Origin of the sequence: Belnapia arida (genome assembly GCF_016773205.1) — a bacterium.
In the GTDB taxonomy this organism is placed as follows: domain Bacteria; phylum Pseudomonadota; class Alphaproteobacteria; order Acetobacterales; family Acetobacteraceae; genus Belnapia; species Belnapia arida.
Map to the genome: position 1 here is coordinate 39,151 of NZ_JAETWB010000001.1, position 13,358 is coordinate 52,508.

General features: G+C 69.4%; 14 protein-coding genes. 12 read left to right on the forward strand and 2 right to left on the reverse strand.

Going from position 1 to position 13,358, the window contains the following annotated elements:
• The first annotated feature begins 48 nt into the window (after window positions 1-48).
• The 7 genes from JMJ56_RS00220 (at window position 49) to JMJ56_RS00250 (ending at window position 6,878) form a co-directional block, all read left to right on the forward strand.
• Entirely contained in the window at window positions 49-1,656 is a 1,608-nt protein-coding gene (locus JMJ56_RS00220) for an ABC transporter substrate-binding protein (RefSeq protein WP_202829607.1), read from the forward strand.
• Window positions 1,657-1,728: 72 nt separating this feature from the next.
• Window positions 1,729-2,070: a CidA/LrgA family protein gene (locus tag JMJ56_RS00225; protein ID WP_202829608.1), complete on the forward strand. Its 342-nt coding sequence runs from the start codon at window positions 1,729-1,731 to the stop codon at window positions 2,068-2,070.
• Entirely contained in the window at window positions 2,067-2,786 is a 720-nt protein-coding gene (locus tag JMJ56_RS00230; RefSeq protein WP_202829609.1) for an LrgB family protein, read from the forward strand. Before JMJ56_RS00225 ends, JMJ56_RS00230 begins: the two co-directional genes overlap by 4 nt.
• 130 nt (window positions 2,787-2,916) lie before the next feature.
• Window positions 2,917-3,363 (forward strand): GcrA family cell cycle regulator, encoded by a 447-nt coding sequence (locus JMJ56_RS00235; protein ID WP_202829610.1) that lies wholly within the window; start codon window positions 2,917-2,919, stop codon window positions 3,361-3,363.
• A 116-nt stretch (window positions 3,364-3,479) separates the two neighbouring features.
• The gene (locus JMJ56_RS00240) at window positions 3,480-4,346 is read left to right on the forward strand and encodes a DMT family transporter (protein ID WP_202829611.1); all 867 of its coding nucleotides are present in this window, start codon (window positions 3,480-3,482) and stop codon (window positions 4,344-4,346) included.
• A 103-nt stretch (window positions 4,347-4,449) separates the two neighbouring features.
• Entirely contained in the window at window positions 4,450-5,136 is a 687-nt protein-coding gene (locus JMJ56_RS00245; RefSeq protein ID WP_407927886.1) for a class I SAM-dependent methyltransferase, read from the forward strand.
• Between the two features lie 8 nt (window positions 5,137-5,144).
• A complete protein-coding gene (locus JMJ56_RS00250; protein WP_202829613.1) occupies window positions 5,145-6,878 on the forward strand; it encodes an ABC transporter ATP-binding protein in 1,734 nt (577 codons plus the stop codon).
• Window positions 6,879-6,887: 9 nt separating this feature from the next.
• On the opposite strand, the gene JMJ56_RS00255 is transcribed toward JMJ56_RS00250, so the two are convergent.
• Both JMJ56_RS00255 and JMJ56_RS00260 read right to left on the reverse strand, forming a co-directional pair.
• A complete protein-coding gene (locus JMJ56_RS00255) occupies window positions 6,888-7,547 on the reverse strand; it encodes a lytic transglycosylase domain-containing protein (RefSeq protein WP_202829614.1) in 660 nt (219 codons plus the stop codon).
• 165 nt (window positions 7,548-7,712) lie between these two features.
• On the reverse strand, window positions 7,713-9,023 hold the full coding sequence (locus JMJ56_RS00260; protein WP_202829615.1) for an Nramp family divalent metal transporter: 1,311 nt from the start codon (window positions 9,021-9,023) through the stop codon (window positions 7,713-7,715).
• A gap of 136 nt (window positions 9,024-9,159) precedes the next feature.
• Here JMJ56_RS00260 and JMJ56_RS00265 point away from each other — a divergent pair, with 136 nt between their 5' ends.
• From JMJ56_RS00265 to JMJ56_RS34700, 5 genes are all read left to right on the forward strand, one after another.
• Window positions 9,160-9,486, forward strand: coding sequence for an ArsR/SmtB family transcription factor (locus JMJ56_RS00265; RefSeq protein WP_202829616.1), 327 nt, complete (start codon window positions 9,160-9,162; stop codon window positions 9,484-9,486).
• Window positions 9,487-9,678: 192 nt separating this feature from the next.
• A complete protein-coding gene (coxB, locus tag JMJ56_RS00270; RefSeq protein ID WP_202829617.1) occupies window positions 9,679-10,593 on the forward strand; it encodes a cytochrome c oxidase subunit II in 915 nt (304 codons plus the stop codon).
• A gap of 31 nt (window positions 10,594-10,624) precedes the next feature.
• Window positions 10,625-12,220 (forward strand): cytochrome c oxidase subunit I, encoded by a 1,596-nt coding sequence (gene ctaD, locus JMJ56_RS00275; protein ID WP_202829618.1) that lies wholly within the window; start codon window positions 10,625-10,627, stop codon window positions 12,218-12,220.
• Window positions 12,221-12,304: 84 nt separating this feature from the next.
• Complete coding sequence (locus JMJ56_RS00280; RefSeq protein ID WP_202829619.1) at window positions 12,305-13,228, forward strand: heme o synthase; 924 nt, start codon at window positions 12,305-12,307, stop codon at window positions 13,226-13,228.
• On the forward strand, window positions 13,228-13,356 hold the full coding sequence (locus JMJ56_RS34700) for a hypothetical protein (protein WP_268884915.1): 129 nt from the start codon (window positions 13,228-13,230) through the stop codon (window positions 13,354-13,356). Before JMJ56_RS00280 ends, JMJ56_RS34700 begins: the two co-directional genes overlap by 1 nt.
• The last annotated feature ends 2 nt before the right edge of the window (window positions 13,357-13,358 follow it).

The following is a 13,358-nucleotide window of genomic DNA, read 5'->3' on the forward strand; positions in this document are numbered from 1 at the left end:
ATGGCGCTTGCATCACTGGGGCGGACCAATCCGGGGACGGGACCACATATGAAGAAACTGGGATTGATCGGCGCCTTCGCCCTCGCTGCGTTGCTCGGCGCCTCGCCCGGCGATGCGCAAGCGCCGAAGGTGCTCCGCATCGCCATGACCGCCGCCGACGTGCCGACGACGACCGGCGCGCCGAACAACGGCTTCGAGGGCGTCCGCTTCCTCGGCTATCCCGCCTTCGAGGGGCTGGTGCTCTGGGGCCTCTCCCGCGCCGACCGGCCGGCGGCGCTCCGCCCCGGCCTCGCCGAGCGCTACGAGCAGGACCCGGCCGACCCGAAGACCTGGGTCTTCCACCTCCGTCGCGGGGTGAGGTTCCATGACGGCACCGCCTTCACCGCGGACAGCGTGATCTGGACGCTCGACCGCTTCTGGAAGAACGACAGCCCCCAATTCGACGCAGCCGGCAGCGGGATCGCCCGCGCCCGCATCCCCATCCTCGCCAGCTATCGCAAGATCGACGACTTCACCGTCTCGATCACCACCACCCGGGTCGCCAGCTACTTCCCCTACATGGCGGTCTACATCCTGATGATCAGCCCGCAGAGCTTCGAGCAGGGCGGCCGCGACTGGGCCAAGGTCGCGGCGCTGCCGCCCGCCGGCACCGGGCCCTTCCGCCTCTCCCGCTTCACTCCCCGCGTCTCGGCGGAGCTGTCGAAGAATGCCGAGTACTGGGACCAGGCCCGCATCCCCAAGCTCGACCGCGTGCTGCTGCTGCCCATCCCGGAGGCGAACAGCCGCCTCGCCGCGCTGCGCTCCGGCCAGGTCGACTGGATCGAGGTGCCGCCGCCGGATGCCATCCCGAGCCTGAAAGGGGCCGGCTTCCAGGTCGTCACCAACAGCTACCCGCATGTCTGGCCCTGGTTCTACCAGATGGGCGGCAGCACCACGCCCTTCCGCGACGTCCGCGTGCGCCAGGGCCTCAACTACTGCGTCGACCGCGCCGGCTTGGTCGAGCTGCTGAACGGCACGGCCGAGCCCTCCGTCGGCTGGCTGAAACCCTCCGACCCGCATTTCGGCACGCCGCAGAACCGCTACGGCTTCGACCCTGCGAAGGGCAAGGCGCTGCTGGCGGCGGCTGGCTTCACCGCGCAGAACCCGCTGCGCTTCAAGGTGATGATCTCGGCCAGCGGCTCCGGCCAGATGCTGCCGCTGCCGATGAACGAGTACATGCAGCAGGCCTTGAAGGAAGCCTGCGGCGTCGAGGTCACCTTCGAGGTGACCGAGTGGAACACGCTGCTGACGGCCGTCCGCCAGGCGCCCGACGCGCCCATCCTGAACGGTTCCACTTCGGTCAACCCCTCCTCGCCCTCCTCCGACCCGGCGGTCGCGGCGCGCTACTTCCTGCAGGCCTTCGCCCCGCCGAACGGCTTCAACTGGGGCCAGTGGAACGACCCGCAATTCGAGGAGGCCTTCGCCGCCCTGGAGAATGCCCGCGACCCGGCAGCCTATGACGCCGCCTATGCGAAGGCGCATGAGCGGCTGGTGGACAACCCGCCCTGGCTCTATATCGTCCACGACCTCAACCCGCGGGCGATGTCTCGTCGCGTGCGCGGGTTCACCTCCGCACAGTCCTGGTTCCAGGATCTGGTGACGGTGGACCTTCAATAGGCCAGGGCGGATCATGGCGGCGGGAAGGAGGCCTGCCGCCATGACCCTGCTGCAGAAGGAAGGGCGCCGCGCATGATCGGCGCCCTCACCACGCTGCTCTCCTGCCAACTCGCCGGCGAGGTTCTCGCCCGCGCGCTGCACTTGCCAGTCCCCGGCCCGGTGATCGGCATGGCGCTGCTCTTCACTGGCCTGCTGCTGCGCGGCCGCGAGGCCCCGCCCGCCCTGCACGCCACGGCCGACGCGCTGCTCGGCAATCTCGGCCTGCTCTTCGTCCCGGCTGGCGTCGGGGTGATGCTCTACCTGCCGGTGCTGGCGCGGGACTGGGCGCCGCTTTCCCTCGGCGTCCTGGCCGGGACGCTGGCCGCCATCGCCTTCACCGGCCGCCTAGCGCAGAGGCTGCTGCGCGGCCGATGAGCGAACTCGGCGAGATCTGGGTCTACCTGGCGCGGGAGCCGCTGGCGGCGCTGACGGCGACGCTGCTCGCCTGGCTCGGCGCGCTCCGGCTGCAACGTCTCTGCCGGCGGCACCCGCTGGCCAATCCCGTGCTCTTCGCCGTACTGATCCTGGCCGCCGGGCTGCTGCTGAGCGGCATCGACTACCGCAGCTATTTCGAGGGCGCGCAGTTCGTCCACTTCCTCCTCGGTCCGGCCACCGTCGCGCTGGCGGTACCGCTGCACCGGCAATGGGAGGCCGTCCGCCGCTCCGCACTCCTGGCGGCCGTCTCCGTCGTCACCGGCGGCCTCTTCGCCGCGGCGGTCGGTGTCGGCATCGCCCTTGCCCTGGGTGCTGCGCCGGAGGTCGTCGCCTCGCTCGCCCCGCGCTCCGTCACCACGCCGGTCGCCATGGGCATCGCCGAGCGGATCGGCGGCCTGCCCTCGCTGACGGCCGCCCTTGTCATCGCCAGCGGCATCACCGGCGCGGCGCTCGGCCCCTTGGTCCTGAATCTGGCGCGAGTCGAGGATATGCGCGCGAGGGGACTCGCCATCGGGACTGCATCGCATGGCATCGGCACCGCCCGCGCGCTTTCGGTCAGCGCCGCGGCGGGCGCCTTCAGCGGCCTGGCGATGGGGTTGAACGCCCTCGCCAGCGCCCTCCTGCTGCCCCTACTGTGGCATGCGCTCGCTGGTTGAGACCAAAACAGCGCTTTTCCCCAGGATTCACAGGCGCGACGATCTGCCAGAACTTGTGGTGCCCTTGCGCGATATCCTACCGTATCTAGTAGGCGACGATATCTGGTAGGCCAAGGCAGGGGAGAACCACATGGAGTGGACGGCAGAGGCTATCGACCAACTCCGGGCCTTCTGGGCGGAGGGCCACTCCACCGCCGAGATCGGCCGAAGGATGGGCATCTCCAAGAATGCCGTCGTTGGCAAGGCCCACCGCCTCAACCTCGACGCGCGTCCCAGCCCGATCCGCCGCGAGGCCGAGGGCGGCGAACGTCCCGCCGCTCAGCCCCGTCGCGCCACGCCGCCGGCGCGCGACGGCGCCCCGCTCCGCCGCCTGGACCAGTCCCTGGCGCAGCCCGCCGCGGTCGTCCGCCCCTTCCAGCGCGTCTCCGCACGGACCTGCTGCTGGCCGCTCGGCGAGCCGGGCACGCCTGAATTCCGCTTCTGCTCGGGTGATGCGCTGACCAGCAAGCCCTATTGCCAGGAACATGCCGCCGTCGCCTATGTGAAGGCCCGTGACCGCCGGGAGGACGCGGCCTAGATCCCCCACGACAACGCTGCGCGTTGCCAGGGCGAGGCCGCGGCAAGGCTCCGGTGGGTTGCCACCGGACGGCGCCAGGGCGATCCTGACGGAATGTTCATCCTATCCGCCAACCGATGAGCGGTTGGCTTGCCGGGCTCCTCCTGCAGGTCGCGGCCCTCGCCGTCTTCGTCTGCATGGACACGCTGTTGAAGGTGATGACGGCCTTCTACGCCGTGCCGCAGCTGATGTGGGCCCGCTTCCTGTTCAGCCTGATCGCCGTCGCCCTGCTCTTCCGCCTGACCATGGGCCGGCTGCCCTGGCGCTCCCGCGCGCCCGGCATGCAGGCCGCCCGCAGCCTGATGCTGGCCGGCGCCAACCTCATGTTCTCCTCGGCGCTGCCCTACCTGCCGCTGGCCGATGCGACGGCGATCGGCTTCGCCTCGCCGCTGCTCACCGTGGCGCTCGCCGCCGCCTGGCTGCGCGAGCGGGTCAGCGCCCGCCGCTGGGCCGGCGTCGCCATCGGCCTCGCGGGCGTGATGGTGGCGCTCCGGCCGCCCTTCCTCACCGGTGCCGAGCCGCCGCACTGGGCCGCCATCCTGCCGCTCGGCACCGCCTGCATGTTCGCCGTCTACCAGATCCTGACGCGGAAGCTTGCGGCGATCGACGACCCGCGCACCACCATCCTGCATACCGGCTTCGCCGGCTGCGTGGTGACCAGCCTGGTGCAGCCCTTCTTCTGGACTTGGCCGTCCGCCCTCGACTGGCCGCTGCTGGTGCTGCTCGGCCTGTTCGGCGCGCTCGGCCACGGGCTTCTGGTGCTGGCCTATGCCCGCGCCCCGGTCAGCCTGCTGGCGCCGCTCTCCTACACCCAGCTGCTCTGGGCGAGCCTCTCCGGCATCCTCGTCTTTGGCGACTGGCCGGATGGCTGGACCCTGCTTGGCGGCCTGGTCATCGCCGGCGGCGGCATCCTGGTTGCCCTGCCGGATCGGAAGCCGCTTTGATCGATCAACAGAGGTTTCATCCGGAACCTTCGACCCCGGCCCCCGCTTGCGTCCCAGTCGCGCTTGGTCTAGCGCATGGGCCTCGACCGAGGAGAGCCGGGTCATTTCTCACGCCAGGCTGGAACAGCCCCACCACAAGCAGATCGACCGCGACCCGCATCCGCGGGCGGCGCTGGACGCCGGCGCGGTACGGGACGCCTATCGCCGCTGGGCGGGCGTTTATGACGAGGTCTTCGGCGGCGTCTCCGGCGCCGGCCGCCGTCGCGCCGTTGCTGCCGCCAATCGCCTGCCGGGCGACCGGGTGCTGGAGGTCGGCGTCGGCACCGGCCTCGCCCTGCCGCTCTACGAGAAGCGCAAGCAGGTCGTCGGCATCGACCTGTCGAGCGACATGCTGCGCCGCGCCCGCGACCGTGTCGCCAAAGAGCGCCTCGGCAACGTCACCGGCCTGCTCGAGATGGACGCCGAGTCCATGGCCTTCGAGGATGACAGCTTCGACATCGCCGTCGCCATGTTCACCGCGACCGTGGTGCCGGATGCGCGCCGCCTGTTCCGCGAGATGCGCCGCGTCGTCCGCCCGGGTGGCGAGCTGCTCTTCGTCAACCACTTCGCCGCCGAGGGCGGCCTGCGCTGGTGGGCCGAGCGGACGCTCGCGCCGCTCTCCCGCGTGCTCGGCTGGCACCCCGACTTCGCCCTGACCGACCTGCTAGACGACCCCCGCCAGGCCGCCGAGATCGAGTCCTGCCCGCCCTTCGGCCTCTTCACCCTGGTGCGGGTGCCGAACCAGGGCTGAGGCCCGCCATGCTGCGTCAGTTCCTCGCATGCTACCGGCCGCATCTCCGGCTCGTGGCGCTCGACTTCGGCTGCGCGGCGCTGTCGGGCATGCTGGAGCTCGGCTTCCCCATCGCCGTGCGCGCCTTCATCGACCGGCTCCTCCCGGTCGGCGACATGCAGCTGATCCTGCTGGCCGTGCTGGCGCTCCTCTCGGTCTATGCGGCGAACGCCGCGCTGATGGCGATCGTCACCTACTGGGGTCATGTGCTCGGCATCGCCATCGAGACGGAGCTGCGCCGCCGCGCCTTCGACCACCTGCTGAACCTTTCCCACCGCTTCTTCGACGAGGGCAAGACCGGCCATCTGGTCGGCCAGCTCACCAAGAATCTCGAGGATATCGGCGAGGTCGCGCATCACGGTCCGGAGGACCTGCTGATCGCGCTGCTGACCTTCCTCGGCGCCTTCGCCCTGATGCTCTGGGTCAACCCGGTGCTCGCCCTGTTGACGGCGCTGATCGTGCCGGCGGTGGGCGTGGTCGTCGCGCGCTATGGCGGGCGGATGACGCAGAACTGGCAGGCGCAATTCGGCCGGGTCGGCGCCTTCAACGCCCGGATCGAGGAGGCCGTCGGTGGCATCCGCGTGGTCAAGGCCTTCGCCAATGAGGCGCATGAGCGCGCCCTCTTCGCCGCCGACAACGACCGCTATCGGCAGACCAAGCTCGACGCCTACCGCATCATGGCGGCGAGCCAGACCTTGAACTACCTCGGCATGCGGCTGGTGCAGCTTGCCGTCATGCTGGCGGGCGCGGTGCTGATCACCCGCGGTGCGCTCTCGGTCGGGGATTTCGTCGCTTTCCTGTTGCTGGTGGGCGTCTTCTACCGGCCGCTCGAGAAGATCAACGCCGTGATCGAGACCTATCCAAAGGGCATCGCCGGCTTCCGAAGCTACCTGGAGCTGATGGCGCAGCCAGCCGAGATCGCCGACCGCCCCGGCGCCCGCCCGGCCCCCAGCCTCAGCGGCGCCATCCGCTACGAGGGGGTGACCTTCGGCTATGCGCCGGGCCGGCCGGTGCTGCGCAACATCGACCTCGACGTCGCGCCCGGCACCACCGTCGCGCTGGTTGGGCCCTCAGGCGCCGGCAAGACCACGCTCTGCTCCCTGCTGCCGCGCTTCTACGAGCCCTGGAGCGGCCGCATCACCATCGACGGCATCGAGACCCGCGACATCACGCTCGCAAGCCTGCGCGGCCAGATCGGCATCGTGCAGCAGGATGTCTTCCTCTTCGCCGGGACGATCCGGGAGAACATCGCCTATGGCTGCCTCGGCGCCACCGATGCCGCGATCGCCGAGGCGGCGCGGCGCGCGAGGCTCGACGGGCTGGTCGCCGAGCTGCCGCAGGGGCTCGACACCTCGGTCGGAGAGCGCGGCGTCCGGCTCTCCGGCGGGCAGAAGCAGCGCCTCGCCATCGCCCGGGTCTTCCTGCGGAATCCCCCCGTGCTGATTCTCGACGAGGCGACGAGCGCCCTCGACACCGAGACGGAACGCGCCATCCAGGCCTCGCTCGCCGAGCTGGCGCAGGGACGGACGACCTTCGTCATCGCCCATCGCCTGGCGACCATCCGCGGGGCGGACCGGATCCTGGTCGTGACCGAGGCCGGCATCGTCGAGCAGGGCACCCATGCTGAGTTGCTCGCCGGCCACGGCGCCTATCGCTCGCTGCATGAGGCGCAGTTTAGCCCGGAGCGCCTGGCCTCGCCCTGACGGCGCCGGTCAGCCCCGTCCGCAGGCGACCCTCGGCCTCACCCCGCCGCCGCCCCGCCGGATGACGAGCGCCGGTTGCCGCCCGGGCGCGCAAAGCCCGGCCAGGCTCCGGGTGGGAAGGGGGACGCTGCCGCCCCTGGCCCAGGCCGCCCCGAGCCGCGCCAGCATCACCCGCCGCTGATACCCCGCCCCGCGCTCCGGATCGCCGGAATGGTATTGCGCGATGGCATCCGCCCAATTCCCCGTCCGCCTCCGCAACTCCAACAGGAAGCGCACCGCGTAGCGGATGTTGGTGGCCGGGTCGAAGCCCTCAGCCACGCCGGGAAAGGCCTCCGGGTGGTACAGCAGGTTGACCTGCATGCAGCCGATATCGACAGAGCGCTGGCCGCGCGCCAGCTGGCCGGAGACCGCGGCCACGGCTGCCTCCCGCGTCGCCTCGGCATGGCCCTCGCCCCCGGCGTTCCAGCTCCAGGGCCAGGGCTCGAAACGGCCGCTGCGTGCATCGCCGCGCCCGGTCTCGACCAGCGCGATCGCCAGCAACAGGCCGGGCGGCAGCCCGGAGCCACGTTCGGCCACCGCGATGGCGCGGCGGCAGGCCGTCCACGGATCCTCCTGTGCCCGGGCGGGGCCGGCGGCGAGCAGGAGGAGGCAGAGGACGAGCCAGCGCATGGGCGGCAGCGTAGCGACTACCGCCCGGTGCCGTCAGCCCGGCATGGGCCCGGCGCGGCTAGAGCGGTTTCCGTTCGCACTGGCTCCCGGACCCCCGCTCTCTAGCGTGTTGTTTCAGCGGGCAAATCACTCCGATCAGGTGATTCCACCTGATCGGAGTTTGCTCTAGCCCATGAAAAATCCCCAAAGCAGCTTCAGGTTCATCGCCACGATCACCACCGTGCAGGCCCAGCCCAGCACCACCTGCCAGCGCGGCGCCGCCTGCGCCCCGAGCCGCACCTTGTCCCCGGCGAACATCATCAGCGGGATCACGGCAAAGGGTAGCTGCAGGCAGAGCACCACCTGCGACAGCACCAGCAGCTCCGCCGTTCCGCTCTCGCCATAAAGCCAGGTGACGATGATCGCCGGGACGATGGCGATCAGCCGCGTCACCAGCCGCCGTATCACCGGCGACAGGCGAAGGCCCAGGAACCCCTCCATCACCACCTGCCCGGCCAGCGTCGCGGTGACGGTGGCGTTCAGCCCGCAGGCCAGCAGCGCCACGGCGAAGAGCGTCGCCGCCGCCGCCGTGCCGACCATCGGCGCCAGCAGCTCGTAGGCTTCCTGGATTTCGGCGACCTCCGTCCGCCCGCCGGCATGGAAGACCGCCGCCGCGGTGATCAGGATCGCCGAGTTGACGAACAGCGCCAGGGTCAGCGCGATGGAGCTGTCGATAGTAGCGAAGCGGATCGCCTCGCGCCGGTCCTCCACCCCCTCGCCATAGGCGCGGGACTGCACCACCGCCGTGTGGAGGTAGAGGTTGTGCGGCATCACCGTCGCGCCGAGGATGCCGATGGCGATGTAGAGCTGGTTCTCATTCGTCAGGATCGAGCCGCTCGGCACGTAGCCGCCAAGCACCGCTGCCCAGTCCGGCTGGGCGAGCACCATCTGCGCCGCGAAGCAGCCGAAGACCAGCACCATCAGCCCCGCCACCAACGCCTCCAGCCAGCGCACGCCGCGGTGCTGGAGCCAGAGGATCAGCAACGCATCGAGCGCCGTCAGCACCACGCCGACCAGCAGCGGGATGCCGAAGAGCAGGTTGAGAGCGATCGCCGTGCCGATCAGTTCGGCGAGGTCGGTGGCGCAGATCGCCACCTCCGCCAGCGCCCAGAGCACCAGGTTCACCGGCCGGGGGAAGCGGTCGCGGCAGAGCTGCGCCAGGTCGCGCCCGGTGGCGATGCCGACCCGGGCGCAGAGCGCCTGCAGCAGCATCGCCATCAGCGAGGAGGCCAGCGCCACCGAGAGCAGCGTGTAGCCGAAGGCCGAGCCGCCGGCGAGGGCGGTCGCCCAGTTGCCCGGGTCCATGTAGCCGACGGCGATAAGATAGCCGGGGCCGACGAAGGCGCCGAGCCGGCGCAGCCAGCCCGCGGCATGGGGGATGCGGACGCTGGCATGCATCTCGGCTAGGCTGAGGTCGGAGGGCGGCGGCCTCAGCATGCGGCCATTCTCGCGCAGATGGCTGAACAGGTCTTCAACTGTTGAAAGGTTCCTTGTTTTTCAGTGGCTTATTCGTTATGGTCCAGTTGCGCTCGCGATGCTTTCCTGTCAAGGCATGGGGCAGGGGTAGGGGCAGATGCGCGCACGAATCCGGATCGGTGACGACCAGGTTGTGGAATTGGCGGAAATGTTCCGCCTGATGAGCGACCCGACGCGGCTGAAGATCATCCTCGCCTGCCTCGACGCCCCGGCGGCGGTGGGCGAGATGGCGGAGCGCCTGGGCATCTCCGCCTCGCTCGTCTCGCACCACCTGCGCCTGCTGCGCGCCGCCCGGCTGCTCCAGGCCGACCGCCGCGGCCGCCAGGTCTTCTACGCGGTGATGGACGAGCATATCCGCTCCATGCTGTCCGACATGGTGGACCATGTCGCCGAGGTCGACGCCGAGGCCGAAGCCGCCCCCTGAATTGCCCTCTCCCCCGGCCGGACTTGCGCTTCGCGCGTCGGCCCTCACTTGTGCGGTGCGGTGCTGGGCGACTATGGTCCGGCCGCGTCGCCTCAGCGCCCCCAGGGCGCGGCGGCGCGTCGGCCGGCAAGCCCGGACGACAGGACCTTTCTCAGGCGGTGCGCGCACCGCGCGCGGCGGGCGGGACACGGAATGCAGCGGGTGATTGGTCAGGGGTTCGGGTGGGCATCGAGGCTGGCGCTGGCCGGCCTGCTCGCCCTGGGTGGCGTTATGGGGACGGCCCTGGCGCAGGATAATCGCAGCTCCGGCGGCACGGTGGGCGAGACGCATTCGTCCCTCGGTGCCCCCATCCCCTGGGGCCTCGGCCTGCAGCCGGCCGGCGGCCCGGTGAAGGAGGCCATCCACGACTTCAACACCCTGGTGCTGTGGATCATCGTCGCCATCACCCTCTTCGTCATGGCGCTGCTGGCCTACTGCATCTGGCGCTTCCGCGCCTCGGTGAACTCGAATCCGTCCCGCACCAGCCACAACACCGTCCTCGAGATCGCCTGGACGGTGGTGCCGGTGCTGATCCTGCTGGTCATCGCCATCCCTTCCTTCCGGCTGATCTATTACGAGGACCGGGCGCGCGACGCGGACCTGACGATCAACGTCCAGGGCCGGCAGTGGTACTGGCACTACGCCTACCCGGATAACGGCGACTTCGCCTTCGACAGCCGCCCGATCCCGGACGAGGACCTGAAGCCGGACCAGCTCCGCAACCTCGCGGTGGACGAGCCGCTGGTCATCCCGGTCGGCGCCAATATCCGCGTGCTGACGACGGGCCAGGACGTGATCCACAGCTTCTTCGTCCCCTCGCTCGGCGTGCAGAAGTATACGATCCCGGGGCGGACGCTGGAGACCTGGTTCCGCGCTGATCAGCCGGGTGTCTATTATGGCCAATGCAACCAGATCTGTGGGACGAACCACTGGTTCATGCCGATCATGGTCCGCGCCGTGCCGCAGGCCGAGTTCCAGGCCTGGGTCGAGGAGGCCAAGAAGAAATACGCGGCGAATGATGGCATGCCGGCCGAGGCCAGCACCCGCATTGCCGAGCTGAGCCGGTAACCGGCTGACCCTTTCATCCAGAGGCGGACCCATGGCGCACGCCACAGACGCACATCACGACGGCCACCACGACCACGCCCCCGGCTTCGTCGCGCGCTGGCTGTTCAGCACCAACCACAAAGATATCGGCACCCTCTACCTCATCTTCTCGATCTTCGCCTCGGTGATCGGCGTCGCCCTGTCGATGCTGATGCGGATGGAGCTGCAGCAGCCCGGCCTGCAGTTCTTCGGCAGCGGCCAGTCCTGGAACACGGTGGTGAGCGCCCATGGCCTCATCATGGTGTTCTTCGTGGTCATGCCGGCGCTGATCGGCGGATTCGGCAACTGGTTCGTCCCGCTGATGATCGGCGCGCCGGACATGGCCTTCCCGCGGATGAACAACATCAGCTTCTGGCTGTTGGTCCCGGCCTTCCTGCTGCTCGGCGCCAGCCTGTTCATCGGCGAGGGCGCCGGCGCGGGCTGGACGATCTACACCCCGCTTTCCGACAGCGCCTACCACCCGGGCCCGGCGATGGACCTCGCCCTCTTCGCCCTCCATCTTGCGGGCGCCAGCTCCATCATGGGCGCGGCCAACTTCATCACGACCATCTTCAACATGCGCGCGCCGGGCATGACCCTGCACAAGATGCCGCTGTTCGTCTGGTCGATGCTGATCACCGCCTTCCTGCTGCTGCTGGCGGTGCCGGTGCTGGCAGGCGCCATCACCATGCTGATCACCGACCGCAACTTCGGCACGGCCTTCTTCAAGCCCGAGGGCGGCGGTGACCCGGTGCTGTTCCAGCACTTGTTCTGGTTCTTCGGCCACCCCGAAGTCTACATCATGATCCTGCCGGGCTTCGGCATCGTCAGCCACGTCATCTCGACCTTCAGCCGCAAGCCCGTCTTCGGCTATCTCGGGATGGCCTATGCGATGACGGCGATCGGCGTGGTCGGCTTCGTGGTCTGGGCCCACCACATGTTCACCAGTGGGATCGACGTGGACACGCGGGCCTACTTCATGGCCGCGACCATGGTCATCGCCGTGCCGACGGGCATCAAGATCTTCTCCTGGATCGCCACCATGTGGGGCGGCTCCCTCGACCTGAGGACGCCGATGCTCTTCGCCATCGGCTTCATCTTCCTCTTCACGGTCGGCGGCGTGACGGGCGTCAAGCTGGCCAATGCCAGCGTCACGGTGATCCTGCACAACACCTACTACGTCGTGGCGCACTTCCATTACGTGCTGTCGCTCGGCGCCGTCTTCTCGATCTTCGCCGGCTTCTACTACTGGATCGGCAAGATGAGCGGAAAGCCTTACCCCGAGTTCTGGGGCAAGGTGCATTTCTGGACGCTCTTCATCGGCGCCAACCTGGTATTCTTCCCGCAGCACTTCCTGGGAGCCCAGGGCATGCCGCGCCGCTACCCGGACTATCCTGACGCTTTCTGGGGTTGGAACCTGGTCTCCTCGGCCGGGGCCTACATCTCCACCGCCTCGATGTTCGTCTTCTTCTATGTCTGCTGGAAGACCCTCACCTCGAAGGAGCATCTGGCCGACAACTACTGGGGCGAGGGGGCGACCACCCTCGAGTGGCAAGTGAGCAGCCCGCCGCCCTTCCACACCTTCGAGGAGCTGCCGCAGGTTCGTTAAGCCCGCGTCAGATCACAGAGAAAGCGCCACATCCCGCGGCCCGGGGTGTGGCGTTTTTCATGGGGAGGGCCTACATCGCCCCCCATGAGCGACGTCACCGCAGCCGCACCGCCGCAGGATCTGTCCGAGGTCAAGGACTGGGTCACCCTCCTCAAGCCGCGCGTCATCTCGCTGGTGGTCCTCACCGGCATCTGCGGCCTGCTCGTCGCCCCGGGCCACCTGCACCCGACGCTCGCCATCGCCGCCGTGCTCTGCATCGCGCTCGGCGCCGGTGCCTCGGGCGCCATCAACATGTGGTACGACCGCGACATCGATGCGGTCATGCGCCGCACCCAGAACCGGCCCATCCCTGCCGGGCGGATCGAGCCGGGGGCTGCGCTCACCTATGGCGTCGGACTTGCCGTCGCCTCCGTTCTCATCATGGGCCTCGCCACCAACTGGGTCGCGGCCGGCGTGCTGGCGCTCTCCATCGCCTTCTACGTCTTCGTCTATACCGCCTGGCTGAAGCGGCGGACCTCGCAGAACATCGTCATCGGCGGCGCCGCCGGCGCCTTCCCGCCGGTCATCGGCTGGGCCGCCGTCACCGGCGACGTGACGCTGGCGCCGATGATCCTCTTCGCCATCATCTTCTTCTGGACGCCGCCGCATTTCTGGGCGCTCAGCCTTTTCGCCCATGCCGATTACGAGAAGGTCGGCGTGCCCATGCTCCCCGTCACCCACGGCGCGCGGGAGACGCGGAAGCAGGTGCTGGTCTACACCCTGGTGCTGCTGCCGCTGACGCTGCTGCCGACGCTGCTCGGCTTCGCCGGCTGGCTCTATGCCGCCGCCGCCGTCCTGCTCGGGGCGGAGTTCCTGCGCCACGCCGTCGCCGTCTGGCGCGACGAGCAGGATGAGGGTGGCCGCAGCCTCACCGGCGACAAGCCGGCCAAGAAGGCCTTCCGCTACTCCCTGCTCTACCTCGCGCTGCTCTTCGTGGCGCTTGCCGCCGACAAGGCCCTGCTCGGCTGATGACGCCCGAGCAGCGCATCGATTTCGAGCGCCGGCGTCGCCAGAAGAACTGGGCGGTGCTCGGCGTGCTTGTTGCGCTCGTGGTGCTGTTCTTCGCCATCAGCACCGCCCGCGTCTTGAGGGGTTGATC

Coding starts and splice junctions, on each gene's coding strand:
- JMJ56_RS00260 (WP_202829615.1), bottom strand. CDS start 9,023: ATGCTGAGGCCGCCGCCCTCCGACCTCAGCCTAGCCGAGATGCATGCC.
- ctaD (WP_202829618.1), top strand. CDS start 10,625: ATGGCGCACGCCACAGACGCACATCACGACGGCCACCACGACCACGCC.
- JMJ56_RS00280 (WP_202829619.1), top strand. CDS start 12,305: ATGAGCGACGTCACCGCAGCCGCACCGCCGCAGGATCTGTCCGAGGTC.
- JMJ56_RS00255 (WP_202829614.1), bottom strand. CDS start 7,547: ATGCGCTGGCTCGTCCTCTGCCTCCTCCTGCTCGCCGCCGGCCCCGCC.
- JMJ56_RS00230 (WP_202829609.1), top strand. CDS start 2,067: ATGAGCGAACTCGGCGAGATCTGGGTCTACCTGGCGCGGGAGCCGCTG.
- coxB (WP_202829617.1), top strand. CDS start 9,679: ATGCAGCGGGTGATTGGTCAGGGGTTCGGGTGGGCATCGAGGCTGGCG.
- JMJ56_RS00240 (WP_202829611.1), top strand. CDS start 3,480: ATGAGCGGTTGGCTTGCCGGGCTCCTCCTGCAGGTCGCGGCCCTCGCC.
- JMJ56_RS00225 (WP_202829608.1), top strand. CDS start 1,729: ATGATCGGCGCCCTCACCACGCTGCTCTCCTGCCAACTCGCCGGCGAG.
- JMJ56_RS00235 (WP_202829610.1), top strand. CDS start 2,917: ATGGAGTGGACGGCAGAGGCTATCGACCAACTCCGGGCCTTCTGGGCG.
- JMJ56_RS00265 (WP_202829616.1), top strand. CDS start 9,160: ATGCGCGCACGAATCCGGATCGGTGACGACCAGGTTGTGGAATTGGCG.
- JMJ56_RS00220 (WP_202829607.1), top strand. CDS start 49: ATGAAGAAACTGGGATTGATCGGCGCCTTCGCCCTCGCTGCGTTGCTC.
- JMJ56_RS00250 (WP_202829613.1), top strand. CDS start 5,145: ATGCTGCGTCAGTTCCTCGCATGCTACCGGCCGCATCTCCGGCTCGTG.
- JMJ56_RS34700 (WP_268884915.1), top strand. CDS start 13,228: ATGACGCCCGAGCAGCGCATCGATTTCGAGCGCCGGCGTCGCCAGAAG.